This is a genomic window from [Bacillus] selenitireducens MLS10 (assembly GCF_000093085.1).
In the GTDB taxonomy this organism is placed as follows: domain Bacteria; phylum Bacillota; class Bacilli; order Bacillales; family Salisediminibacteriaceae; genus Salisediminibacterium; species Salisediminibacterium selenitireducens.
In genome coordinates, this window is sequence record NC_014219.1 from 125599 (window position 1) to 150126 (window position 24528).

Below are 24528 nucleotides of genomic sequence, written 5' to 3' on the forward strand. Positions count from 1 at the left end.
TGAGAAATAGTAAGCGACACTCGTCGCTGCGTTGTAATGCTGCACCAGTCAGTCAGAGGATGCATCATCAGGCAACATGCGATGCATCCTTTTGATGATAAATACGTTAGGTTTGAGGGGTGAATGAGTTGACAGGTCAACTAGTTCAGTACGGACGCCACCGCCAGAGAAGAAGTTATGCCCGAATCAGTGAGGTGCTGGATCTTCCGAATTTAATCGAGATTCAGACAGCTTCCTATCAATGGTTCCTTGATGAAGGGATCCGTGAGATGTTTCAGGATATTTCACCGATTTCCGATTTCACAGGAAATCTCGTTTTGGAGTTTATCGATTATTCATTGGGAGATCCCAAGTACCCGGTCGATGAATCCAAGGAACGGGATGTAACTTATTCTGCGCCGCTTCGCGTCAAAGTCCGGTTAATTAATCAGGAGACAGGAGAAGTCAAAGAGCAGGAAGTATTCATGGGTGATTTCCCATTAATGACAGACACAGGTACCTTCATTATCAACGGTGCGGAACGTGTCATCGTATCCCAGCTCGTCCGATCTCCAAGTGTGTATTTCAACAACAAGGTCGATAAGAACGGAAAGAAAGGCTATACCGCAACGGTCATTCCGAACCGCGGTGCCTGGCTTGAACTCGAAACCGACGCCAAAGACGTTGTGTACGTCAGAATCGACCGGACCCGGAAAATCCCGGCTACCGTTCTTTTGCGTGCATTAGGTTTCGGAAGCGATCAGGAAATCATCGATCTCCTTGGTGAGGATGCCTATCTTCGCAACACGCTGGATAAGGATAACACCGATTCTTCCGAAAAAGCACTCCTTGAGATATACGAGCGACTCCGCCCTGGAGAGCCTCCGACCGTCGAAAGTGCGAAGAGTCTTCTCGACTCACGCTTCTTTGATCCGAAACGCTACGACCTCGCGAGCGTCGGACGCTATAAGATGAACAAAAAACTTCATATTAAGAACCGCCTCTTTAACCAGAAGCTTGCAGAAACACTGGTTGACCCGGATACTGGAGAAATCCTCGCTGAAGAAGGCACCGTCATCGACCGCCGCGTCCTTGACAAACTGATGCCGTATCTTGAGAACAACCTCGGCTTCCGGCGCATTAACCTGAATGGCGGCGTTGTGGATGATGAAGAGACAGAGATTCAGTCTGTCATGATCTATTCACAGGAGCCGACAGCAGAAGAAGGCGAGAAGATAAAGGTTATTGCCAACGGCACCGTCGGTGAGAAAGTCAAAAACATCACTCCTGCGGATATTATCGCATCCGTGAGCTATTTCTTTAACCTGCTTCACGGCGTGGGTAACACCGACGACATCGACCACCTCGGAAACCGCCGTCTGCGCTCTGTCGGTGAACTCCTGCAGAACCAGTTCAGAATCGGTCTTTCCCGTATGGAACGTGTTGTACGTGAGCGCATGTCCATCCAGGACACCAATGTGATCACGCCACAGGCGCTGATCAACATTCGTCCCGTGATCGCGTCGATCAAAGAGTTCTTCGGCAGCTCACAGCTGTCCCAGTTCATGGATCAGACGAACCCGCTTGCTGAGCTGACGCACAAACGCCGTCTCTCGGCGCTTGGACCCGGCGGTCTGACCCGTGAGCGTGCAGGCTTTGAAGTCCGTGACGTTCACTACTCCCACTATGGGCGCATGTGTCCGATCGAGACACCGGAAGGACCGAACATCGGGCTGATTAACTCCCTGTCGTCCTATGCGAAGGTCAATCCGTTCGGTTTCATTGAATCACCGTACCGCAAGGTCGATCACGACACAGGCATCGTCTCTGAGCAGGTCGACTATCTGACGGCGGATGAAGAGGATAACTACATCGTTGCCCAGGCGAACGCGAAACTGAATGAAGACGGCACCTTTACCGATGAGAACATCATCTGCCGCTTCCGTGGTGAGAATATCATCGTCAGCCGCGATCGCGTCGACTACATGGACGTATCGCCAAAGCAGGTTGTCTCAGCGGCAACTGCGTGTATCCCGTTCCTTGAAAACGACGACTCCAACCGTGCCCTTATGGGTGCAAACATGCAGCGTCAGGCCGTGCCGCTCCTTGAGCCGCATTCGCCGCTTGTCGGAACCGGGATGGAATACGTCTCCGCGAAAGACTCGGGGGCAGCGATTGTTGCAAGAGCCCGCGGGCGCGTGGAGAAGGTGACTGCCAAGTTCGTCGATGTCCGTGAACTTGCTGACGTGGACGGCAAGGAAACAGAAGGTGACCTGAAGCGTTACAACTTCATGAAGTTCGAACGTTCCAACCAGGGAACCTGCTACAACCAGCGCCCGATCGTCAGTGAAGGCATGATTGTGGAAAAAGGCGAGATCCTCGCTGACGGTTCATCCATGGAAAAAGGGGAAATGGCCCTCGGTCAAAACGTCCTTGTCGGCTTTATGACATGGGACGGCTACAACTATGAGGATGCCATCATCCTCAGTGAACGACTGGTAAAAGACGACGTGTATACGTCGATTCATATTGAAGAATACGAGTCTGAAGCCCGTGATACGAAGCTCGGACCGGAAGAAATCACGAGGGATATCCCGAACGTCGGTGAAGATGCCCTCCGCAATCTTGACGAGCGCGGCATTATTCGTACAGGTGCGGAAGTCAAAGACGGCGACATCCTCGTCGGTAAAGTAACACCAAAAGGGGTTACGGAGCTGACTGCAGAGGAACGCCTCCTGCACGCGATTTTCGGTGAGAAGGCCCGCGAAGTCAGAGACACGTCACTCCGTGCACCGCACGGCGGAGACGGGATTGTCCTTGACGTGAAAGTGTTCAACCGTGAAGACGGCGACGAACTGCCGCCAGGCGTGAATCAGCTTGTGCGCGTGTATATCGTGCAAAAGCGTAAGATTAACGAAGGCGATAAGATGGCCGGTCGTCACGGAAACAAAGGTGTTATCTCCAGGATCCTTCCTGAAGAAGACATGCCATTCTTGCCTGACGGCACACCGATCGACATCATGCTGAACCCGCTCGGGGTTCCATCACGTATGAACATCGGTCAGGTGCTTGAACTTCATATGGGGATGGCTGCAAGACAGCTTGGCATTCACATCGCAACGCCGGTATTTGACGGTGCGCGTGAAGAAGACGTCTGGGAAACCATCGAAGAAGCGGGCATGGCACGTGACGGGAAAACCGTTCTCTATGACGGACGTACCGGAGAACCATTCGACAGCCGTGTATCAGTTGGGGTCATGTACATGATCAAGCTGGCGCACATGGTTGATGACAAGCTTCACGCCCGTTCAACAGGTCCTTACTCCCTCGTTACCCAGCAGCCGCTCGGCGGTAAAGCACAGTTCGGTGGACAGCGATTCGGTGAGATGGAAGTATGGGCCCTTGAAGCATACGGTGCTGCCTATACCCTGCAGGAAATCCTCACAGTCAAATCCGATGACACCATCGGACGGGTGAAAACCTATGAAGCGATTGTCAAAGGTGAAAACGTGCCTGAGCCGGGTGTTCCTGAATCATTCAAAGTACTGATCAAGGAACTGCAGAGTCTCGGTATGGACGTAAAGATGCTTTCAAGCAACGACGAAGAGATTGATATGCTTGAGCATGAAGATGACGATGAACAGACCGGAGACAAATTGAACCTCAATATGGAATCCGGAGAGTCGAACGCGTAACGGGAGAACTTGCACTTTAGGCACGTTTAACGCCGTTGTAGGATGAAAGGATAAGTGCAACTGAGGCTTTCGCCAGGGTGACCTGGCGAAACGCCTGGTTTTCTTTAAATGCTGAAAGGGAGGTTGGCCCCTTGATTGATGTGAATAATTTTGAATATATGAAAATCGGTCTCGCTTCGTCTGATAAAATCCGCTCATGGTCACGCGGGGAAGTCAAGAAGCCTGAGACCATCAACTACCGAACGTTAAAACCTGAAAAAGACGGGTTGTTCTGCGAGCGTATTTTCGGTCCGACAAAGGACTGGGAATGCCACTGTGGAAAATACAAGCGTGTCCGTTACAAAGGCGTCGTCTGCGACCGCTGTGGCGTTGAAGTCACACGCGCCAAGGTCCGCCGCGAACGCATGGGACATATCGAACTGGCTGCGCCGGTATCCCACATCTGGTATTTCAAAGGGATTCCGAGCCGCATGGGCCTCGTTCTCGATATGTCGCCACGTTCCCTTGAAGAAGTGATCTACTTCGCTTCCTATGTGGTCACGGATCCGGGAGAGACCCCGCTTGAGACAAAGCAGCTCCTTTCTGAGAAGGAATACCGTGCCTATTACGATAAGTACGGCCGCAGTTTTAAGGCGACCATGGGTGCCGAGGCAATCCGCAAGCTTCTTGAGGATATCGATCTCGACAAAGAAGCGGATATGCTGAAAGAAGAGCTTGAGACCGCGCAGGGACAACGAAGAACCCGGGCGATCAAGCGCCTTGAGGTCCTTGAAGCCTTCCGTCATTCGGATAACGATCCGTCATGGATGGTTCTCGATGTGCTTCCGGTCATTCCGCCGGAACTGCGTCCGATGGTACAGCTCGACGGTGGACGTTTTGCGACATCCGACCTGAACGATCTGTATCGCCGGGTGATCAACCGTAACAACCGTCTGAAGCGGCTTCTCGATCTCGGTGCACCGAGCATCATCGTGCAAAATGAGAAGCGGATGCTGCAAGAAGCGGTTGATGCGCTGATCGACAATGGCCGTCGTGGACGACCGGTCACAGGACCGGGTAACCGTCCGCTCAAATCCCTCTCACACATGCTGAAAGGGAAGCAGGGACGTTTCCGTCAGAACCTGCTCGGAAAGCGTGTTGACTATTCAGGGCGTTCCGTTATCGTTGTCGGTCCGAACCTGAAAATGTATCAGTGCGGACTGCCGAAGGAAATGGCCCTTGAACTCTTCAAACCGTTCGTCATGAAAGAACTCGTAGGACAGGGGCTCGCGCATAACATCAAGAGTGCAAAGCGCAAAGTCGAACGCGTGCAGCCGGAAGTGTGGGATGTCCTTGAAGACATCATCAAAGAGCATCCGGTACTCTTAAACCGTGCACCGACACTTCACCGTCTCGGGATTCAGGCATTTGAGCCGATTCTCGTGGAAGGGCGCGCCATCAAACTTCACCCGCTCGTCTGTACCGCCTACAACGCGGACTTTGACGGTGACCAGATGGCCGTTCACGTGCCGCTCTCTGCAGAAGCGCAAGCGGAAAGTCGTCTCTTGATGCTTGCCGCACAGAACATCCTGAACCCAAAGGATGGCAAGCCGGTTGTTACTCCTTCCCAGGATATGGTTCTCGGTAACTATTACCTGACCCTCGAGCGTGAAAACGCCGTTGGTGAAGGGTCAATCTTCACCGGCCCGAATGAGGTCCTCAGTGCATATCAGGCGGGCTATGTCCACCTGCATACACGGATCGCCATGCCGGTTACGTCCATCAACAAGACAAACTTTGAGGATGCCGTTCAGGATCACTACCTGCTGACGTCCGTCGGTAAAGTTATCTTCAATGAAATCCTGCCGGACTCGTTCCCGTATATCAACGAGCCGTCTGCAGTGAACCTTGAAGAAGTGACGCCGCGCAAGTACTTCGTTCCGCGGGGTACGGATATCAAAGCGGAGTTCAAAGAACGTGAACTCATTTCACCATTTAAAAAAGGCTTCCTCGGCGACATTATTGCCGAAGTCTTTAAGAAGTTCAAAATCTCCGAAACCTCCGTCATGCTTGATAAGATGAAGGAGCTCGGATTTTATTACTCGACGAAGGCCGGTATCACCATCGGTGTATCCGACATCGTCGTATTGAAAGACAAGCAGGACATCCTTGATGAAGCGGATGAAAAAGTCACCCGTGTCACAAAGCAGTTCCGCCGCGGTCTGATCACGGAGGAAGAGCGTTATGACAAAGTCATTGAGATCTGGAGTAACGCAAAAGATGTCATTCAGGAGAAGTTGCTCGGCACCCTCGTCAAGACGAACCCGATCTTTATGATGAGTGATTCCGGAGCGCGTGGTAACGCGTCCAACTTCACCCAGCTTGCCGGTATGCGTGGTCTCATGGCCAATCCATCCGGACGTATTATTGAACTTCCGATCAAATCCAGTTTCCGTGAAGGTCTGACGGTACTCGAGTACTTTATTTCCACACACGGTGCACGTAAAGGTCTTGCGGATACGGCCCTTAAGACAGCCGACTCAGGTTACCTGACACGTCGTCTCGTTGACGTTGCACAGGACGTGATTATCCGCACAGACGACTGCGGCACAGACCGCGGTCTCGAAGTGAAAGCGATCAAAGAAGGAACGGAAGTCATCGAGAGTCTTTATGACCGCCTCGTCGGCCGTGTCTCCTTCCAGCGTATTTATCATCCGGAAACCGGGGAACTCCTCGCCGACCGTAATCAGGACATTACGGAAGACATGGCGAAAGTCATTGAGGATGCCGGTGTCCAGAACGTCATGATCCGTTCGGTCTTCACGTGTGATACAAAGCACGGCGCCTGCAAGAAGTGTTACGGCCGAAACCTTGCTACAGGAGCAGAGGTTGAAGTCGGGGAAGCTGTCGGCATCATCGCAGCCCAGTCCATCGGTGAGCCGGGTACCCAGCTTACGATGCGTACGTTCCACACAGGCGGGGTTGCCGGAGACGACATCACCCAGGGTCTTCCGCGTATCCAGGAAGTGTTCGAGGCCCGTAATCCGAAAGGTCAGGCCGTCATTTCCGAGATCGAGGGAACCGTTGCTGAAATCAAAGACCAAAATGATAAGAAAGAAATCGTCATTCAGGGTCCTGTGGAAACACGGAACTACCCGACGATGTACGGAGCCCGCATGAAGGTGAAGGAAGGCGATACGATCCTCGCCGGTCAGGAACTGACCGAAGGGTCCATCGATCCGAAAGAACTCCTTCAGGTATCCGGTGTACAGGGCGTTCAGGAATATCTCCTTCGCGAAGTACAGAAAGTTTACCGCATGCAGGGTGTTGAAATCGGCGATAAACACGTCGAAGTCATGGTGCGCCAAATGATGAGAAAAGTCCGCGTCATTGATTCAGGGGATACGGATATCCTTCCAGGCTCCCTTGTTGAGATCCACCAGTACAGCGACGCAAACAGGGAAGTCCTTCTCAAAGGCGGCAGACCTGCCACAGGTCGTCCGGTCCTTCTCGGGATCACGAAAGCTTCCCTTGAAACAGATTCCTTCCTGTCTGCAGCATCGTTCCAGGAGACAACGCGTGTCCTGACGGATGCCGCAATCAAAGGAAAACGCGATCAGCTCGTCGGACTCAAGGAAAATGTCATCATCGGTAAGCTTGTTCCGGCAGGTACAGGCATGCAGCGTTACCGCCAGTTGAAAGCCGTGAATACGGAAGACAACAGTGATATCATCGAACAGCCTGCGGGCACTGAATAAAATTTCAATCTGGTTGTTGACAGCCCAATATCATGGTGGTAACATATCATAGTGTGCCAAATACCTGATGCTTTGGAGGATCACAATGTCTTATGAAAAAGTAGCCCAGGCAACAAACAAAGTCATAGGCACTAAACAAACAGTTAAAGCACTGGAACATCAACAGGTTAAAGAGCTCATTGTTGCAGAAGACGCCGATCGTCATGTACTCGACAAAGCACTGCAGATTGCCTCTGATTCTCAGGTTGGCATCTCGTGGGTCGATTCCATGAAGAAGCTTGGCAAAGCCTGCGGGATTGACGTTGGCGCAGCAATTGTAGCCATTAAAAAGTAAAAAAGTTTTTACCGGCATCTCTGCCGGTAAAGACTTCTCTTTTACCCACTTATGAACCACCTGGACCAGTGGACTTGAAATTCGCAAGGAAAGGAGGAAGATGTAACATGCCTACTATTAATCAGCTTGTACGAAAAGGCCGTAAGTCAAAGGTGAAATCACCTGACTCCCCAGCTTTGAACAAAGGCTACAACAGCTTCAAGAAACACCAGACAGATGAGGATTCTCCTCAAAAGCGCGGTGTTTGTACGCGTGTCGGTACAATGACACCGAAGAAGCCGAACTCAGCCCTTCGTAAGTATGCTCGTGTTCGCTTGACGAACCAGATTGAGGTAACTGCTTATATCCCGGGTATCGGACACAACCTGCAAGAGCACAGTGTTGTCCTGATCCGCGGTGGTCGTGTAAAAGACTTACCGGGGGTACGTTATCACATCGTTCGCGGAAGCTTGGACACTGCCGGTGTTGAAGGCCGTATGCAGAGCCGTTCAAAATACGGAACAAAGCGTCCTAAGAAATAATAACGACTATTCGCAACACCATTCATACACATGAATGACTATTTGAAAGGAGGGACTCCGATGCCACGTAAAGGACCTGTAGCACGCAGAGACGTGCTCGCTGACCCGATTTACAACTCGAAACTGGTAACCCGCTTAATCAACCGCATCATGGTGCATGGTAAGCGCGGTAAAGCCCAGACGATTCTTTATAATGCATTTGATCTCGTTCGTGAACGTACCGGGAATGATCCTCAGGAAGTTTTCGAACAGGCACTCAAGAACATTATGCCGGTACTGGAGGTAAAAGCACGCCGTGTAGGTGGTGCAAACTACCAGGTACCGATCGAAGTAAAGCCGGACCGCCGTACAACTCTCGGTTTGAGATGGCTCGTAAGCTATGCACGTCTCCGCGGTGAGAAGACCATGGAAGAGCGTCTTGCTAACGAAATCATGGATGCAGCCAACAACACGGGTGCAGCCGTTAAGAAACGCGAAGATACACACAAAATGGCGGAAGCAAACAAAGCGTTTGCCCACTACCGCTGGTAAAATTCTTTTTCACAGAGTGATCCTGAAGGATTTGAGAACGGGCCCGGCCCGTCTCCACTCTGTGATAAATTTGAGAAACAGGAAGGAGAAGTTGAACCATGGCAAGAGAGTTCTCCTTAGAAAAGACTCGTAATATCGGGATTATGGCTCACATCGATGCTGGTAAGACGACAGCAACGGAGCGTATTCTTTTCTATTCAGGCCGTATCCATAAGATCGGTGAAACTCACGACGGCGGTTCACAAATGGACTGGATGGAGCAGGAGCAGGAGCGTGGAATCACGATTACCTCTGCTGCAACAACAGCTCAGTGGAACGAACACCGTATTAACATTATCGACACACCAGGGCACGTAGACTTCACAGTCGAAGTTGAACGTTCGCTCCGTGTACTCGATGGTGCTGTAGCTGTACTTGATGCCCAGTCCGGTGTTGAGCCACAGACAGAAACCGTTTGGCGTCAGGCGACGACTTACGGCGTGCCGCGTATCGTGTTCGTCAACAAGATGGACAAGCTCGGTGCAGACTTCATCTATTCACTCGGTACCCTTGAGGACCGACTTGGTGCGAACGCTGCGGCTGTTCAACTGCCAATCGGTGCTGAAGATGACTTCGAAGGGATTATTGACCTGATCAACATGCAGGCATACTTCTACCTCGATGATCTCGGAACACGCAGTGAAGCACGTGAAATTCCTGATGAGTACAAGGATCAGGCTGAAGAATACCGTGACAAGCTCATGGAAAAAGTATCCGAATTCGATGAAGACTTCATGATGAAGTATCTCGAAGGGGAAGAAATCACAACGGATGAACTAAAGCGCGCGATCCGTGCTGCGACAGTCAGCGTTGAATTCTACCCGGTCTTCTGCGGTTCCGCGTTCAAGAACAAAGGGGTTCAGCTCCTGCTTGACGGCGTGATCGACTACCTGCCGGCACCAACTGACGTTGCGGCTATCACAGGTATTGACCTCGATACTGAAGAAGAAGTTGTCCGTAAGCCAGGCGATAACGAGCCGTTCTCCGCCCTTGCATTTAAGGTCGCAACGGATCCGTTCGTCGGTAAACTGACATTCTTCCGTGTCTATTCCGGTATGGTTAATGCGGGTTCTTATGTTAAGAACTCAACCAAAGGTAAGCGTGAGCGCATGGGTCGTATCCTGCAGATGCACGCAAACCACCGTGAAGAAATCCCAACATGTTTCTCCGGCGATATCGCTGCGGGTGTTGGTTTGAAAGATACAGGAACAGGTGATACGCTCTGTGGAGAGAAAGAGAATATCATTCTTGAATCCATGGAATTCCCTGATCCGGTTATCTCCCTGTCTGTTGAGCCTAAATCAAAAGCAGACCAGGACAAAATGGGTATGGCACTTGCCAAACTCGCTGAAGAAGATCCGACGTTCAAGACGCACACAGATGATGAAACAGGCCAGACGATCATCGCAGGTATGGGTGAGCTTCACCTTGACATCATCGTTGACCGTATGCGCCGTGAATTCAAAGTGGACGCCAATGTCGGTGCTCCTCAGGTATCGTATCGTGAAACACTTCGTCAAGCAGCAAACTGTGAAGGGAAATTCGTTCGTCAGTCCGGTGGACGCGGTCAGTACGGTCACGTATGGATCGAGTTTATGCCGAATGACGAAGGTGCAGGCTTTGAATTCGTAGACAACATCGTTGGTGGTGTTGTTCCGCGTGAATACATCGGTTCCGTTGAAGCCGGTGTCAAAGACGCACTCGATAACGGACTTCTCGCCGGTTACCCGCTTGTTGACGTGAAAGCGCGTCTTTATGACGGTTCTTACCACGATGTCGATTCCAACGAAATGGCCTTTAAGGTTGCAGCTTCCATGGCGCTTAAAGAAGCGAAGAAGAAGTGTAACCCGGTTCTCCTTGAGCCGATCATGAAGGTCGAAGTTGTTATCCCTGAAGAGTATATGGGTGACATCATGGGTGACGTAACGTCACGCCGTGGACGTGTGGAAGGTATGGAAGCCCGCGGTAACGCTCAAATCGTAAAAGCGATGGTCCCACTTTCCGAGATGTTCGGTTACGCAACGTCCCTGCGTTCAAACACACAGGGTCGCGGTAACTACTCCATGCACTTCGACCACTATGAAGAAGTGCCAAAGAGCATCAGTGAAGAAATCATTAAGAAGCAGGGCGGCGAGTAATAACGCTTGTTGCTCCGCAAAGAATTTTGTTGTAAGCTTGGAAAGGTGATTAAAGCGAACAGCCAAGTCATCTTTCCTGCAATTTAAAAAATAATTTTATGAAAAATAAGGAGGATTTCGATCATGGGAAAAGAAAAATTTGATCGTTCCAAAACGCATGCTAACATCGGTACAATCGGACACGTTGACCACGGTAAAACTACCCTGACTGCAGCGATCTCCACTGTACTTCACAAGAAATCAGGTAAAGGTTCCGCTATGGCGTATGACCAGATTGACGGCGCGCCGGAAGAGCGTGAGCGTGGAATCACAATCTCAACTGCACACGTTGAGTATGAAACAGACACTCGTCACTATGCACACGTTGACTGCCCAGGACACGCTGACTATGTTAAGAACATGATCACAGGTGCTGCACAGATGGACGGAGCTATCCTTGTTGTATCTGCAGCTGATGGCCCAATGCCACAGACTCGTGAGCACATCCTTCTTTCCCGTCAGGTTGGTGTACCTTACATCGTAGTATTCCTGAACAAAGTCGACATGGTTGACGACGAAGAGCTTCTTGAGCTCGTAGAAATGGAAGTACGCGACCTTCTTTCTGAGTACGACTTCCCGGGCGACGACATTCCTGTAATCGCTGGTTCTGCTCTTAAAGCACTCGAAGGCGACGCTGACTACGAAGCGAAAATCTTCGAACTGATGGAAGCTGTTGACGCGTATATCCCAACACCAGAGCGCGACAAAGACAAGCCGTTCATGATGCCTGTTGAGGACGTATTCTCAATCACTGGCCGTGGTACTGTTGCAACTGGCCGTGTTGAGCGTGGACAGTTAAACGTTGGTGACGAAGTGGACATCATCGGTCTTGAAGACGAAACAAAGAAGACAACTGTAACAGGTGTTGAAATGTTCCGTAAGCTTCTTGACTATGCTGAAGCTGGTGACAACATCGGTGCGCTTCTTCGTGGTGTAGGCCGCGACGACATCAACCGTGGTCAGGTACTTGCTAAGCCAGGTACAATCACACCGCACACGAAGTTCCAGGCTGAAGTATATGTTCTTTCAAAAGAAGAAGGTGGCCGTCACACGCCATTCTTCACAAACTACCGTCCGCAGTTCTACTTCCGTACAACTGACGTAACTGGAATCATTCACCTTCCAGACGGTGTTGAAATGGTAATGCCTGGTGATAACGTTGAAATGACAGTTGAACTCATCGCGCCAATCGCGATCGAGGAAGGTACTAAGTTCTCTATCCGTGAGGGTGGACGTACTGTTGGTGCCGGCGTTGTTGCATCTATCACTGAGTAATAACAGTTAATCGAACCGGACAGGTTTCCCTGTCCGGTTTTCTTTTTGTGGTTTAGGAATGTTTATCTTCGTTAAAGGATGATCGTATACGTGCAGTCAAGGCTTTCTCGATAAAGTCCCTGCAGTTCAGGAGTTGATACCATGGGAATCCATGACTATTACAAACAGGCAGGCAGGGCTTACTTTTATCTTGCAGCAGTATCCGGGCTCTTGTTTGTCGTGTTTTTTCTATTATATTTTGTTTTGGATCAGGGACCGCTCGCGGGCCTCGATGGGCTCATTTTACTGGGTGTCATGGCGGTTGGTTTTCTGATCACCGGATTTGTCAAACGGAACCGCTCTGTGACGCCGTATCCGAAAGGGGCAGTCGCTGACTCAGATCATGACCTGCACTCTGTCAGCCGCGTGGTCATTGCCCCTCTTGTTCATCTACTGCGGGAGTATCAGATCTTTTCTCTCGACGGGAAGAAGATTGCGGAAGTGCGGGACGTGGTCACAGGCTGGAGGCGCTACCGCTCGTTTATCCTCGAACTCATGGGGATCCGTATGTTTTTTCCGAAGACGATGGAGGTGGCAACGGAGGACGGGGTGATTTACCGTCTGGAGAAATACGGAGGATTCCACGAAGTGTACGAGCTTTATACAATAGAAGGAACGCAGATCGCCAGCTTCAGAATGAATGTGTGGAATCCGTTCAGAACCTACGCCACGATCCATGACCGGGATGGAAAACAGATCGGAGAAAACGATGGCGGGCTCAGCGGTCAGCGGTTCATCGTCAAAGATCAAGAAGGGAATCGCCTTGTGGAACTGAAGCATCAGGGTATTCCAATGGAAGCACTCGAACTGTTTTCAGGGGTGAACGGGGATCTTGTGGATATCAGTCAGGACCGGATTGACGAAGAGCTGCGTCCTGTTTTTATCATGGCCCCGATCCTTGTTAAACTGCATTTTCGCAAATAAAAGCAGAAGCGTAAAACGATTTTAAAAAAGACTTGAAAACAAATGTGACAGTCTGTATAATAAATCAAGTATGACCGGTTAAATGCGTAAAAACGTCTTGCGTACGTTACGCAATTCGTGTATACTGTTTAATGTTGGTCACTTGACAGGCATTGATCCGAAAGGTTGCTGACACACCAGGCTCCTTTGCCATGGGGCTGTGTGGAGGAAATTTTCGGGGAGCAAGTCTATTTCCATAAAAATGGGCGAAAAAGGAGGTCATCAAATGGCAAAGCAAAAGATTCGTATTCGATTAAAGGCGTATGAACACAGAGTACTTGATCAATCAGCAGAGAAGATTGTTGAAACGGCAAAGCGTTCAGGTGCCAGCGTAGCTGGTCCGATTCCGCTTCCAACCGAGAAAACCGTTTATACAGTGCTTCGTGCAGTACACAAGTACAAAGATTCACGTGAGCAGTTCGAAATGCGCACGCACAAGCGTCTGATTGATATCGTAGAGCCGACACCACAAACTGTGGATGCACTCATGCGACTCGATCTGCCATCCGGCGTAGACATTGAAATCAAGCTGTAAGTCATGATAAAAAAACAATTATTTATTTTACAGGAGGTGTGACTCATGACCAAAGGAATCTTAGGAAAGAAATTAGGTATGACCCAGATTTTCTCTGAGAATGGTGAGCAGGTACCGGTAACGGTAATCGAAGCTTCCCCAAACGTTGTTCTTCAGAAGAAGACAGCTGAAGGCGAAGGCTACGAAGCGATCCAGATCGGCTATGACGACAAGAAAGCCAACCGTCAGAACAGCCCGGAGAAAGGTCATGCAGAAAAAGCGAAGACCGCTCCTAAGCGCTTCGTAAAGGAAATCCGTGATGTGAACACAGCGGATTATGAAATTGGTCAGGAGATCAAGGTAGATATTTTTGCGGAGGGAGACGCCATTGACGTCACCGGAACATCGAAGGGTAAAGGTTTCCAGGGTGCCATTAAGCGCCACAACCAGTCCCGCGGACCGATGTCCCACGGTTCCCGTTATCACCGTCGTCCAGGTTCCATGGGTCCTGTTGACCCGAACCACGTACGACCAGGTAAGCTCCTTCCAGGACAAATGGGCGGAGAAACTGTAACCATTCAAAACCTTGAAGTTGTCAAAGTGGATACTGAACGAAACGTAATTCTCGTTAAAGGTAATGTACCGGGTGCGAGAAAGAGCTTCGTCACGATCACTTCAGCAACGAAAGCATAATAATTTAACAAGAAAGGAGGAGCCCAGATGCCTAAAGTTAATTTGTATAACCAGACTGGCTCACAAGCAGGCGACATCGAACTGAACGATGCCGTTTTCGGAATTGAACCAAACGAAAGTGTTGTATATGATGCAATCATCATGCAGCAAGCATCAATGAGACAAGGTACACACGCCGTTAAAGGACGTTCAGACGTTCGCGGTGGTGGACGAAAGCCTTGGCGTCAAAAAGGAACAGGCCGTGCCCGTCACGGTACGAACCGTTCCCCAATTTGGGTAGGCGGTGGTGTTGTATTCGGACCGACACCGAGAAGCTATGCCTACAACATGCCAAAGAAACAGCGCCGGTTGGCTCTGAAGTCCGCTCTTTCTTCCAAAGTGAACGAAGACGCGATCTACGTCATGGAAGGACTGAGCTTCGACGCTCCAAAGACAAAAGAAATGAAGAAAGTACTTGAAGCATTATCAGCAGGCAAGAAAGTGCTTGTTGTCACTGCAGACTACGAAGACAACGTAGCTCTTTCAGCTCGCAACCTGCCTAATGTGAAATTCGTTACTGCTGAAGGTGTTAATGTTCTTGATCTCGTCAACTTCGAGAGCCTGGTCATTACACAGGATGCTGTTAAACAGGTAGAGGAGGTGCTTGCATAATGGCAACAGCCCGTGACATCATTAAGCGCCCGATTATCACCGAACGATCTGCGGATCTGATGGTGGACAAGAAGTACACATTCGAAGTGAACCCGCGTGCCAACAAGGTACAAATCCGCAATGCGGTTGAGGAAATCTTCGGCGTGACTGTAACCAATGTCAACACAATGAACTACAAAGGAAAATTCAAGCGTTTCGGCCGTTACTCAGGCTATACACGCAAGCGCAAAAAAGCCATTGTTGAATTATCCGCTGACAGCAAAGAACTCGAGTTCTTTGAAGGCGTATAAAACCAATAACCAAAGAAGGAGGGAAAACTGATGGCAATTAAAAAGTATAAACCGACCACAAACGGTCGCCGTGGGATGTCGGTCCTTGATTTCCAGGAAATCACGACAGACAAGCCGGAGAAGTCGCTTTTAGCACCGATCCACAAGCGCGGCGGTCGTAACAACCAGGGTAAGCTGACTGTTCGTCACCAGGGTGGTGGACACAAGCGTCAGTACCGTGTTATTGACTTCAAACGTGACAAAGATGGAATTCCAGGCCGCGTTGCCACGATCGAATACGATCCGAACCGGACTGCGAATATCGCCCTCATCAACTATGCAGATGGTGAGAAGCGCTACATCCTTGCAGCGAAAAACATGAAAGTCGGACAGGAAATCATGTCCGGTAAAGATGCCGACATCAAAATGGGTAACGCTCTTCAACTGAAAGACATCCCGGTCGGTACCATCATTCACAACATCGAGCTTCGTCCAGGAAAAGGCGGACAGCTTGTACGATCTGCAGGTGCTGATGCACAGGTCCTTGGTAAAGAGGGCAACTACGTACTCGTAAGGCTCCGTTCCGGCGAAACCCGCCTGATCCTTGCCACTTGCCGCGCTACAATCGGACAGGTTGGAAACATCGAACACGAACTCGTTACCATTGGTAAAGCAGGACGTTCACGCTGGTTAGGCAAGCGCCCAACTGTACGCGGTTCTGTTATGAACCCGAACGATCACCCACACGGTGGTGGTGAAGGTCGCGCACCAATCGGACGTAAATCACCAATGTCACCATGGGGTAAACCGACCCTTGGTTACAAGACACGTTCAAAGAATAAAGAATCGAACAAATATATTGTACGTCGTCGCAAAAAATAACGGGATTGACCTACGGTCCAGTAATCGGACCGTAGCGCAATCGCGAAGGGAGGTACTACGATGGGTCGTAGCTTGAAAAAAGGACCTTTTGTCGATGAGCATCTCATGAAAAAGGTGGAAGCTCAGAGTGAGAACAATGATAAGAAAGTGATCAAGACCTGGTCACGCCGTTCAACGATTTTCCCACAATTCATCGGACACACAATCGCCGTTTATGACGGACGAAAGCACGTGCCGGTTTACGTTCAGGAAGATATGGTTGGTCACAAGCTCGGAGAATTTGCGCCTACCCGAACATACAAAGGCCATGCATCCGACGATAGAAAAACTAAACGCTAATTAAAGAGGGGAGGTACTATTCATGGAAGCAAAAGCAGTTGCAAAACAAGTGCGTATTGCTCCTCGAAAAGTTCGCCTGGTCATTGATTTGATCCGTGGCAAAGAGGTTGGTGAAGCCATCTCCATCCTGAACCACACACCGAAGAAAGCATCTCCGGTTGTCGAGAAGCTTCTGAATTCCGCCATTGCGAACGCAGAGCACAATTATGAAATGGAACCTGACAATCTCGTTGTCAGTCAAGCATTTGTAGATGAAGGTGTTACACTCAAGCGTTTCCGTCCACGTGCACAGGGACGTGCGAGCCGAATCAACAAACGTACGAGCCATATTACGCTCGTTCTTACAGAAAAGAAGGAGGGATAAGCGTGGGTCAGAAAATTAATCCTAACGGACTTCGTGTTGGCGTCATCAAAGGCTGGGAGTCAAAATGGTACGCCGGCAAAGATTATGCAGACCTGCTTCACGAAGACATTCGTATTCGTGAATTCTTGGAAAATCGCTTAACTGAAGCTTCGGTTTCCACAATCGAAATTGAACGTGCTGCGAATCGCGTCAACGTCACGATCTTCACTGCCAAGCCAGGAATGGTGATCGGTAAGGGTGGTTCTGAAGTTGAGGCGCTCCGTAAAGCACTCAATGACATGACTGGAAAGCGAGTTCACATCAACATTAATGAAATCAAACGACCGGATCTTGATTCCAAGCTGGTTGCAGAAAATATCGCCCGTCAACTGGAAAACCGTATTTCATTCCGTCGTGCAATGAAACAGACGATCCAGAGAACTATGCGTTCAGGCGCGAAGGGTATCCGTACACAGGTATCCGGACGTCTTGGTGGAGCGGACATCGCTCGTTCTGAATCATACAGTGAAGGCACTGTACCTTTGCACACACTACGTGCAGATATCGACTACGGCACTGCAGAAGCAGATACAACGTACGGTAAGCTCGGTATTAAAGTGTGGATCTACAAAGGTGAAGTCCTTCCGACGAAAGGAACGAAACAAGAGGAAGGAGGAAACTGATCATGCTAATGCCTAAACGTGTTAAATTCCGTCGAGAGCACCGCGGTAAGATGCGCGGACGTGCGAAAGGCGGGAAAGAGATAGCTTTTGGTGAATACGGTTTGCAGGCACTTGAAGCAAGCTGGATCACAAACCGCCAGATCGAGTCTGCGCGTATCGCAATGACCCGTTACATGAAACGTGGCGGTAAAGTATGGATTAAGATCTTCCCAGACAAGCCATATACATCTAAACCTCTAGAGGTTCGAATGGGTTCCGGTAAGGGTGCACCTGAAGGATGGGTGGCTGTTGTCAAGCCAGGGAAAATCATGTTTGAAATCGCCGGGGTATCTGAAGAAGTCGCGCGCGAAGCGCTCCGTCTTGCTTCACACAAGCTGCCGGTCAGAACAAAATTTGTAAAACGCGAAGAAGTGGGTGGTGACGCAAATGAAAGCTAATGATATCCGCAACCTTACCACTGCCGAAATCGAGCAAAAGTCGAAGTCTCTTAAAGAAGAGCTTTTCAACCTTCGCTTTCAGCTTGCAACTGGACAGTTGGACAATCCAGCCCGCATTCGTGAAGTGAAACGATCGATTGCCCGTGCAAAGACAGTCTTACGTGAACGAGAACTAGGAATCACGAACGAATAGTCCTGAGAGGAGGTTTGCACCGTGGAAAGAAATAACCGCAAGTCCTACGTTGGACGAGTAACATCTGACAAGATGGACAAGACGATTACCGTTGTGGTGGAAACATACAAAATGCACCCACTCTACGGCAAGCGTGTCCGATACTCAAAGAAGTTGAAGGCGCATGATGAAAACAATACAGCGAAAAAGAACGACGTGGTCCGCATCATGGAAACAAAGCCGTTGTCAAAAGACAAGCGTTTCCGTCTCGTGGAAGTCTTAGAAGAAGCTGTGATCGTATAACCCAGGAATGTTTTTACCTGAAGGGAGGTAAAGGAGTCTATGATTCAACAGGAAAGCCGTTTAAAAGTAGCAGACAACTCAGGTGCGCGTGAAGTACAGTGCATTAAGGTACTCGGAGGAACTGGACGAAAGACTGCCAACATTGGTGACGTAATCGTCTGTTCAGTAAAACAAGCAACACCTGGTGGCGTTGTCAAGAAGGGTGAAGTTGTACGTGCGGTAATCGTACGTTCAAAGAGCGGTATGCGCCGTAAAGACGGTTCTTACATCCGTTTTGACGAAAACGCTGCTGTCATTGTACGTCCTGACAAAGGACCTCGAGGAACTCGTATTTTCGGACCGGTTGCACGTGAACTTCGTGATAACCAGTTTATGAAGATCGTTTCACTAGCTCCTGAAGTACTTTAATAGATCGGAAATATACGTGTGAATAAGAGGAGGTGCCCTCATGAAACAACCGACATTGCATGTCAAAAAAGGAGACAACGTTAAAGTCATCTCCGGTAAAGACAAAGGCAAAGAAGGTAAAATCCTTGAAGCATATCCAAGCCAGTCCCGTGTACTGGTTGAAGGAGTCAATATGGTTAAGAAGCATGCCAAACCGTCCCAGGCGAATCCGCAAGGCGGAATCCTGACGCAGGAAGCTGCTATTCACGTCTCAAACGTGATGCCTATCGACCCGAAAACAGGTGAACCGACCCGAGTTGGATACAAGGAAGAGAATGGTAAGAAAGTAAGAATCGCAAAGAAATCCGGCGAATCCCTCGATAACTGATTCCCGGTGGCCGAAAGGAGGTAGACACTCAATGAGTCGTTTAAAAGAAAAGTTTAATACGGAGATTACTCCGTCATTGAAAGAAAAGTTCAACTATTCTTCTGTTATGGAAGTTCCACGTGTGGATAAAATCGTAGTGAACATGGGTGTGGGCGATGCTGTCCAGAACTCAAAAGTACTCGACAAAGCGGTTGAAGAACTTGCACAGATCACAGGTCAGAAGCCTTTGATTACAAAAGCAAAGAAATCCATCGCTGGATTCAAGCTTCGTGAAGGTATGCCGATCGGTGCCAAGGTTACATTGCGCGGTGAGCGTATGTATGACTTCCTCGACAAGCTGATCGCAGTCTCCCTGCCGCGTGTTCGTGACTTCCGCGGTGTTTCTAAGAAAGCATTTGATGGACGTGGGAACTACACGATGGGCGTAAAAGAACAGCTGATTTTCCCTGAAATCAACTATGATGACGTCGATCAGGTTCGTGGAATGGATATCGTGATTGTTACGACAGCTGACAGTGACGAAGAAGCGCGTGAACTTCTCACTCAGATGGGCATGCCATTTCAAAAATAAGACGTCTGCCAAAAGAGAGGAGTGAAGATCTTGGCGAAAAAATCAATGATTGCCAAACAGCAGCGCACTAAGAAATTCGCTGTTCAAGAATATACTCGTTGTGAACGTTGCGGCCGACCACACAGTGTCATTCGCAAATTCAAACTCTGCCGTATCTGCTTCCGGGAGCTCGCACACAAGGGACAGATTCCAGGCGTACGCAAAGCCAGTTGGTAATTCCGTTTAATGGAAGGAGGTAAAATACGATGGTCATGACAGATCCGATTGCTGACATGCTGACTCGCATCCGAAATGCGAACACAGTCAGACACAATAGCTTAGAGCTTCCAAGCTCAAAAATGAAAATCCAGATCGCAGACATCCTGAAGCGTGAAGGCTTCATCCGCGATTATGAAAATATCGAAGATAACAAGCAGGGCATTCTTCGTATTTTCCTTAAGTACGGAGCAGATAATCAAAAAGTTATCACCGGACTTAAGAAAATCAGTAAGCCAGGACTCCGCGTTTACGCGAAATCCGATGAACTGCCACGAGTACTCGGCGGATTGGGAATTGCAGTTATCTCAACATCCGACGGTATCGTAACAGATAAAGAAGCCCGTCAGAAGAAAGCCGGCGGCGAAGTTATCGCATACGTTTGGTAAGAACGAAGTAACAGAATGGAGGTGTAACAGATGTCCCGTATTGGATTAAAGCCCGTTGAGATTCCTTCAGGTGTTGAAGTGAAGCTTGATGGCAACGTAATGACCGTTAAAGGACCGAAGGGGGAACTGAGCCGTGAACTTCACGCTGACATGGAAGTGACAGTGGAAGATGCACAGGTAACAGTTGCACGCCCTTCCGATCATAAAGATCACCGCGCACTTCACGGTACAACCCGTTCCATGATCAATAACATGGTAGAAGGCGTAAGCAAAGGTTTTGAAAAGAAGCTTGAGCTCGTCGGTGTCGGTTACCGTGCTCAGAAGAGCGGTAAGAAACTGATCCTGAACGTTGGTCTTTCCCACCAAGTGGAGTTTGAAGATGGCGAGAACATCGAAATCGAAGTTCCGAACAACACAAACATCACGGTAAAAGGGATCGACAAGGAAGCTGTCGGTGCACTCGCATCAAACATTCGCGCAACGAGAAAGCCTGAACCTTACAAAGGAAAAGGTATCCGTTACGAAGGTGAATATGTACGACGCAAGGAAGGTAAGACTGGTAAATAAACCGTAAACACGGAAAGAAAGGAATGACGTTCTATGATCACGAAGACTGACAAGAACGCGGTACGTAAAAAGCGTCACGCGCACGTTCGTCGCTCGATCACCGGCACTGCTGAACGTCCTCGTCTCAATGTTTTCCGTTCCAATAACCATATTTATGCACAGCTGATCGACGATGTTGCAGGGGTTACCCTCGCAAGCGCGTCCACTGTGGATAAAGAGTTAAACATTGAAAAAGGCGGGAACAAAGAAGCAGCCCGTAAAGTGGGCGAACTCGTTGCAAAACGCGCCCTGGATAAGGGTTACGAATCCATCGTATTTGACCGTGGGGGCTACCTTTATCACGGTCGTGTAAAAGAACTTGCAGACGGCGCTCGCGAAGCCGGACTCAAGTTTTAATCCACGGTAAAAGGAGGGAAATACTTTGCGTATTGATCCAACTAAATTGGAAATTGAAGAAAGAGTTGTAACGGTCAATCGAGTTGCGAAAGTTGTTAAAGGTGGACGTCGTTTCCGCTTTGCCGCACTCGTTGTCGTTGGAGATAAGAACGGGCACGTCGGATTTGGAATGGGTAAGGCACTTGAAGTACCTGAAGCGATCCGTAAGGCGATCGAAGACGGTAAGAAAAACATGATTCAGGTACCGATTCAGGGAACAACGATTCCTCACCAGATCACTGGGAAGTTCGGAGCAGGCAGCGTACTGCTGAAGCCGGCTTCTGAAGGTACCGGGGTAATCGCAGGCGGACCTGTCCGTGCGGTGCTTGAACTTGCAGGTATTGGTGACATTCTTTCCAAGTCCCTGGGTTCAAACAACCCAATTAACATGGTACGTGCGACCATCCAGGGTCTTGACGAAATGAAGAGCCCTGAAGAAGTTGCAAAACTACGAGGCAAATCTGTCGAAGAATTGCTGGGTTAAGGAGGGATTGGCATGGCGAAGAAATTAGAAATCACCCTCACACGCAGCCTGATTGGACGTCCGGAAGATCAGCGCGTAACTGTGAAGACACTGGGTCTTCGTAAAATGCACCAGACAGTAGTGCAAGAGGATAATGAAGCAATGCGAGGAATGGTGAACAAAGTGTCCCACCTCGTTACTGTTAACGAAATCGACGCATAATAAAGAATACATGGTAAGGAGGTGTCATTATGAAACTTCACGAACTTAAACCGGCTGCCGGTTCCCGTAACAAGACACGTAATCGTGTCGGTCGTGGTATCGGAAGCGGTAACGGTAAGACTGCAGGACGTGGACACAAAGGTCAAAACGCACGCTCAGGCGGTGGTGTTCGTCCAGGCTTCGAAGGTGGTCAAATGCCGATTTTCCGTCGTTTGCCAAAACGAGGCTTTAAGAACCCGAACCGCGTTGAATACGCCATCGTGAACCTTGACACGTTGAACCGTTTTGAAGACGGAACGGAAGTCACGCCTGAACTTCTCGTTGAAACCGGTACAGTTAAGAACGAAAGAGGCGGAATCAAGATTCTCGGAAACGGAACCCTTGAACGCAAAGTAACGGTAAAAGCGCACAAGTTCTCATCAACAGCAAAGGAAGCAATTGAAGCTGCAGGTGGAACTGCTGAAGTACTCTGATGTTTCAAATGCTATTGTGATATCTTCCGAATAAGGCGATGACGACACTTGGCATCCGCTTTTCGGCGCTGTTCGTCTTTCACATGATGTTTCATTTGCAGGTATCAGTCTCTTTTGGCAGTCAGGCTGTCAAAAGAATGAGGAACCGGCAAAGATGCTCTGCCACCTTTTTTATGGAAGATAAAAGCCCGCTCTGACTGCGGGATTTTTCCATGAAAGCGGAGGGGATTCAGCGCGAGAAAGGAAAGGTTCCTTTCGAGGTTTACTTGCAGATGTACACTCGTCAGGCTGAAAAGGAACGAAAGAAACGATCATGTGCATTAAAGGGAGTCTTATATGACCTCCCTTTACCTTCGATCGTATTCCAGAACGATGGAGTGGATAGACGATGAATTTAATTCTAATGGGTCTTCCAGGTGCCGGGAAAGGTACTCAAGCTGAAAAGATCGTCGAACAATACAACATCCCGCATATTTCCACAGGAGATATGTTCCGCGCCGCTATTAAGAACGGAACAGAACTCGGCCTGAAGGCGAAAGCCTTTATGGACGAAGGAAATCTTGTTCCTGATGAAGTGACGGTCGGTATAGTCAAGGAACGCCTCAGTCAAGACGACTGCAGCGACGGATTCCTGCTCGACGGTTTTCCGAGAACAGTTGCTCAGGCTTCTGCTTTGGAAGAGATGCTTGCCAGCCTTGACCGAAAACTGGATCACGTAATTTATGTACAAGTTCCGGAAGAGGAACTCTTCAAGAGGCTGACCGGCCGTTGGATCTGTCCAACGTGCGGCACGGCTTATCATGAGGTGTTCAACCCTCCGAAGGAAAACGGAAAATGTGACAAAGACGGCAGTGACTTAATGCAACGTGACGATGATCGACCTGAAACCGTTGAGAAGCGTCTGAAAGTCAACATGGAACAGACGCAGCCGCTCGTTGATTTCTATTCAGAAAAAGGTTACCTTCGCGACATCGACGGCAACCGTGAAATCGGCAATGTGTTTGCGGACATTGAGGACCTTTTGAAAGGATCCCGTCAATGATCATCTGTAAAACCCCGAGGGAACTCGACATCATGAGACATGCTGGCAAGATTGTGGCTTTGACTCACCAGGAGTTACAAAAGCACATCGCACCCGGTATCACGACCATGGAGCTCGATCAGATTGCTGACCGCTTCATCCGTGATCATGATGCAATTCCGTCTTTTAAAGGCTACGGTGGATTTACAGGAAGCATTTGCGCTTCAGTAAATGAGGAACTGGTGCATGGGATTCCTGGAGAGCGGGTACTTGAAGATGGAGACATCATCAGTATCGACATCGGCGCAAAGTATCAAGGTTACCACGGTGACTCCGCATGGACGTACCCGGTCGGAACCATAGATGCCGCTTCCCAGAAGCTCCTGGATGTCACTGAGAACTCCCTGTTCAAGGGACTCGAACACGCTGCGCCCGGCGCGCGGCTGTCGGATATCTCCCACGCCATTCAGGCATACGTCGAAGACAACGGCTTTTCCGTTGTCCGGGAATATGTCGGTCACGGTGTGGGCCAGGAACTCCATGAAGATCCCCAGATTCCCCATTTCGGACCACCCGGTAAGGGACCGCGTCTGAAAAAAGGAATGGTACTGGCTGTTGAGCCGATGATCAATGCCGGCAAGCGTCATGTCAAGACGCTGTCGGACAATTGGACAGTGGTGACATCAGATGGTGAACGGTGCGCCCATTTTGAGCATACAATTGCTATAGTGGATAAAGGATACGAGATTTTGACAAAAGCCGATTGATAACGAAAAAGGTG

31 protein-coding genes are annotated in these 24528 nt (G+C 49.5%); all 31 read left to right on the forward strand.

Annotation, left to right across the window (positions count from 1 at the left end; translation table 11 throughout):
- Positions 1–128 precede the first annotated feature (128 nt).
- Positions 129–3674: a DNA-directed RNA polymerase subunit beta gene (gene rpoB, locus BSEL_RS00635; RefSeq protein WP_013171085.1), complete on the forward strand. Its 3546-nt coding sequence runs from the start codon at positions 129–131 to the stop codon at positions 3672–3674.
- A gap of 131 nt (positions 3675–3805) precedes the next feature.
- Positions 3806–7411, forward strand: coding sequence for a DNA-directed RNA polymerase subunit beta' (gene rpoC, locus BSEL_RS00640; RefSeq protein WP_013171086.1), 3606 nt, complete (start codon positions 3806–3808; stop codon positions 7409–7411).
- Positions 7412–7496: 85 nt separating this feature from the next.
- Positions 7497–7745 carry a 50S ribosomal protein L7ae-like protein gene (locus BSEL_RS00645; RefSeq protein ID WP_013171087.1) on the forward strand — a complete coding sequence of 83 codons (249 nt, stop codon included), beginning with the start codon at positions 7497–7499 and terminating at the stop codon, positions 7743–7745.
- Positions 7746–7852: 107 nt separating this feature from the next.
- On the forward strand, positions 7853–8266 hold the full coding sequence (rpsL, locus tag BSEL_RS00650) for a 30S ribosomal protein S12 (protein ID WP_013171088.1): 414 nt from the start codon (positions 7853–7855) through the stop codon (positions 8264–8266).
- A 60-nt stretch (positions 8267–8326) separates the two neighbouring features.
- Positions 8327–8797: a 30S ribosomal protein S7 gene (gene rpsG, locus BSEL_RS00655; RefSeq protein ID WP_013171089.1), complete on the forward strand. Its 471-nt coding sequence runs from the start codon at positions 8327–8329 to the stop codon at positions 8795–8797.
- A gap of 98 nt (positions 8798–8895) precedes the next feature.
- On the forward strand, positions 8896–10974 hold the full coding sequence (fusA, locus tag BSEL_RS00660) for an elongation factor G (protein WP_013171090.1): 2079 nt from the start codon (positions 8896–8898) through the stop codon (positions 10972–10974).
- Positions 10975–11097: 123 nt separating this feature from the next.
- Positions 11098–12288 carry an elongation factor Tu gene (gene tuf / locus BSEL_RS00665; RefSeq protein ID WP_013171091.1) on the forward strand — a complete coding sequence of 397 codons (1191 nt, stop codon included), beginning with the start codon at positions 11098–11100 and terminating at the stop codon, positions 12286–12288.
- A gap of 141 nt (positions 12289–12429) precedes the next feature.
- Positions 12430–13251, forward strand: a complete 822-nt coding sequence (locus tag BSEL_RS00670) for a hypothetical protein (protein WP_013171092.1) — start codon at positions 12430–12432, stop codon at positions 13249–13251.
- A 265-nt stretch (positions 13252–13516) separates the two neighbouring features.
- Positions 13517–13825: a 30S ribosomal protein S10 gene (gene rpsJ, locus BSEL_RS00675; RefSeq protein ID WP_013171093.1), complete on the forward strand. Its 309-nt coding sequence runs from the start codon at positions 13517–13519 to the stop codon at positions 13823–13825.
- 45 nt (positions 13826–13870) lie between these two features.
- Entirely contained in the window at positions 13871–14497 is a 627-nt protein-coding gene (gene rplC, locus BSEL_RS00680; protein ID WP_013171094.1) for a 50S ribosomal protein L3, read from the forward strand.
- Positions 14498–14524: 27 nt separating this feature from the next.
- Complete coding sequence (gene rplD / locus BSEL_RS00685; protein ID WP_013171095.1) at positions 14525–15148, forward strand: 50S ribosomal protein L4; 624 nt, start codon at positions 14525–14527, stop codon at positions 15146–15148.
- Positions 15148–15438 (forward strand): 50S ribosomal protein L23, encoded by a 291-nt coding sequence (gene rplW, locus BSEL_RS00690; RefSeq protein ID WP_013171096.1) that lies wholly within the window; start codon positions 15148–15150, stop codon positions 15436–15438. Before rplD ends, rplW begins: the two co-directional genes overlap by 1 nt.
- A gap of 30 nt (positions 15439–15468) precedes the next feature.
- Positions 15469–16299, forward strand: coding sequence for a 50S ribosomal protein L2 (gene rplB, locus BSEL_RS00695; RefSeq protein ID WP_013171097.1), 831 nt, complete (start codon positions 15469–15471; stop codon positions 16297–16299).
- 60 nt (positions 16300–16359) lie between these two features.
- Entirely contained in the window at positions 16360–16638 is a 279-nt protein-coding gene (rpsS, locus tag BSEL_RS00700) for a 30S ribosomal protein S19 (RefSeq protein ID WP_013171098.1), read from the forward strand.
- Between the two features lie 22 nt (positions 16639–16660).
- The gene (gene rplV / locus BSEL_RS00705) at positions 16661–17002 is read left to right on the forward strand and encodes a 50S ribosomal protein L22 (RefSeq protein ID WP_013171099.1); all 342 of its coding nucleotides are present in this window, start codon (positions 16661–16663) and stop codon (positions 17000–17002) included.
- A gap of 2 nt (positions 17003–17004) precedes the next feature.
- Positions 17005–17664, forward strand: coding sequence for a 30S ribosomal protein S3 (gene rpsC, locus BSEL_RS00710; RefSeq protein ID WP_013171100.1), 660 nt, complete (start codon positions 17005–17007; stop codon positions 17662–17664).
- A 2-nt stretch (positions 17665–17666) separates the two neighbouring features.
- Positions 17667–18101 carry a 50S ribosomal protein L16 gene (gene rplP / locus BSEL_RS00715; RefSeq protein ID WP_013171101.1) on the forward strand — a complete coding sequence of 145 codons (435 nt, stop codon included), beginning with the start codon at positions 17667–17669 and terminating at the stop codon, positions 18099–18101.
- Complete coding sequence (gene rpmC / locus BSEL_RS00720; protein ID WP_013171102.1) at positions 18091–18294, forward strand: 50S ribosomal protein L29; 204 nt, start codon at positions 18091–18093, stop codon at positions 18292–18294. The genes rplP and rpmC overlap by 11 nt, the downstream gene beginning before the upstream one ends.
- 21 nt (positions 18295–18315) lie before the next feature.
- Positions 18316–18576 (forward strand): 30S ribosomal protein S17, encoded by a 261-nt coding sequence (rpsQ, locus tag BSEL_RS00725; protein ID WP_013171103.1) that lies wholly within the window; start codon positions 18316–18318, stop codon positions 18574–18576.
- Between the two features lie 39 nt (positions 18577–18615).
- Positions 18616–18984: a 50S ribosomal protein L14 gene (gene rplN, locus BSEL_RS00730; RefSeq protein WP_013171104.1), complete on the forward strand. Its 369-nt coding sequence runs from the start codon at positions 18616–18618 to the stop codon at positions 18982–18984.
- Positions 18985–19039: 55 nt separating this feature from the next.
- Complete coding sequence (gene rplX / locus BSEL_RS00735; protein WP_041582062.1) at positions 19040–19351, forward strand: 50S ribosomal protein L24; 312 nt, start codon at positions 19040–19042, stop codon at positions 19349–19351.
- Positions 19352–19382: 31 nt separating this feature from the next.
- The gene (gene rplE / locus BSEL_RS00740) at positions 19383–19922 is read left to right on the forward strand and encodes a 50S ribosomal protein L5 (RefSeq protein WP_013171106.1); all 540 of its coding nucleotides are present in this window, start codon (positions 19383–19385) and stop codon (positions 19920–19922) included.
- Positions 19923–19952: 30 nt separating this feature from the next.
- Positions 19953–20138: a type Z 30S ribosomal protein S14 gene (locus BSEL_RS17320; protein WP_013171107.1), complete on the forward strand. Its 186-nt coding sequence runs from the start codon at positions 19953–19955 to the stop codon at positions 20136–20138.
- Positions 20139–20167: 29 nt separating this feature from the next.
- Positions 20168–20566, forward strand: a complete 399-nt coding sequence (gene rpsH, locus BSEL_RS00745; RefSeq protein WP_013171108.1) for a 30S ribosomal protein S8 — start codon at positions 20168–20170, stop codon at positions 20564–20566.
- Between the two features lie 30 nt (positions 20567–20596).
- Positions 20597–21133: a 50S ribosomal protein L6 gene (gene rplF, locus BSEL_RS00750; RefSeq protein ID WP_013171109.1), complete on the forward strand. Its 537-nt coding sequence runs from the start codon at positions 20597–20599 to the stop codon at positions 21131–21133.
- Between the two features lie 33 nt (positions 21134–21166).
- Complete coding sequence (gene rplR, locus BSEL_RS00755; protein WP_013171110.1) at positions 21167–21529, forward strand: 50S ribosomal protein L18; 363 nt, start codon at positions 21167–21169, stop codon at positions 21527–21529.
- A gap of 25 nt (positions 21530–21554) precedes the next feature.
- Positions 21555–22052, forward strand: a complete 498-nt coding sequence (gene rpsE, locus BSEL_RS00760) for a 30S ribosomal protein S5 (RefSeq protein ID WP_013171111.1) — start codon at positions 21555–21557, stop codon at positions 22050–22052.
- Positions 22053–22064: 12 nt separating this feature from the next.
- Positions 22065–22253, forward strand: a complete 189-nt coding sequence (rpmD, locus tag BSEL_RS00765; RefSeq protein WP_013171112.1) for a 50S ribosomal protein L30 — start codon at positions 22065–22067, stop codon at positions 22251–22253.
- Between the two features lie 29 nt (positions 22254–22282).
- Positions 22283–22726 (forward strand): 50S ribosomal protein L15, encoded by a 444-nt coding sequence (gene rplO, locus BSEL_RS00770; protein ID WP_013171113.1) that lies wholly within the window; start codon positions 22283–22285, stop codon positions 22724–22726.
- A 388-nt stretch (positions 22727–23114) separates the two neighbouring features.
- Positions 23115–23768, forward strand: a complete 654-nt coding sequence (locus BSEL_RS00780) for an adenylate kinase (protein WP_013171114.1) — start codon at positions 23115–23117, stop codon at positions 23766–23768.
- The gene (gene map / locus BSEL_RS00785) at positions 23765–24514 is read left to right on the forward strand and encodes a type I methionyl aminopeptidase (RefSeq protein ID WP_013171115.1); all 750 of its coding nucleotides are present in this window, start codon (positions 23765–23767) and stop codon (positions 24512–24514) included. The genes BSEL_RS00780 and map overlap by 4 nt, the downstream gene beginning before the upstream one ends.
- Positions 24515–24528: the final 14 nt, after the last annotated feature.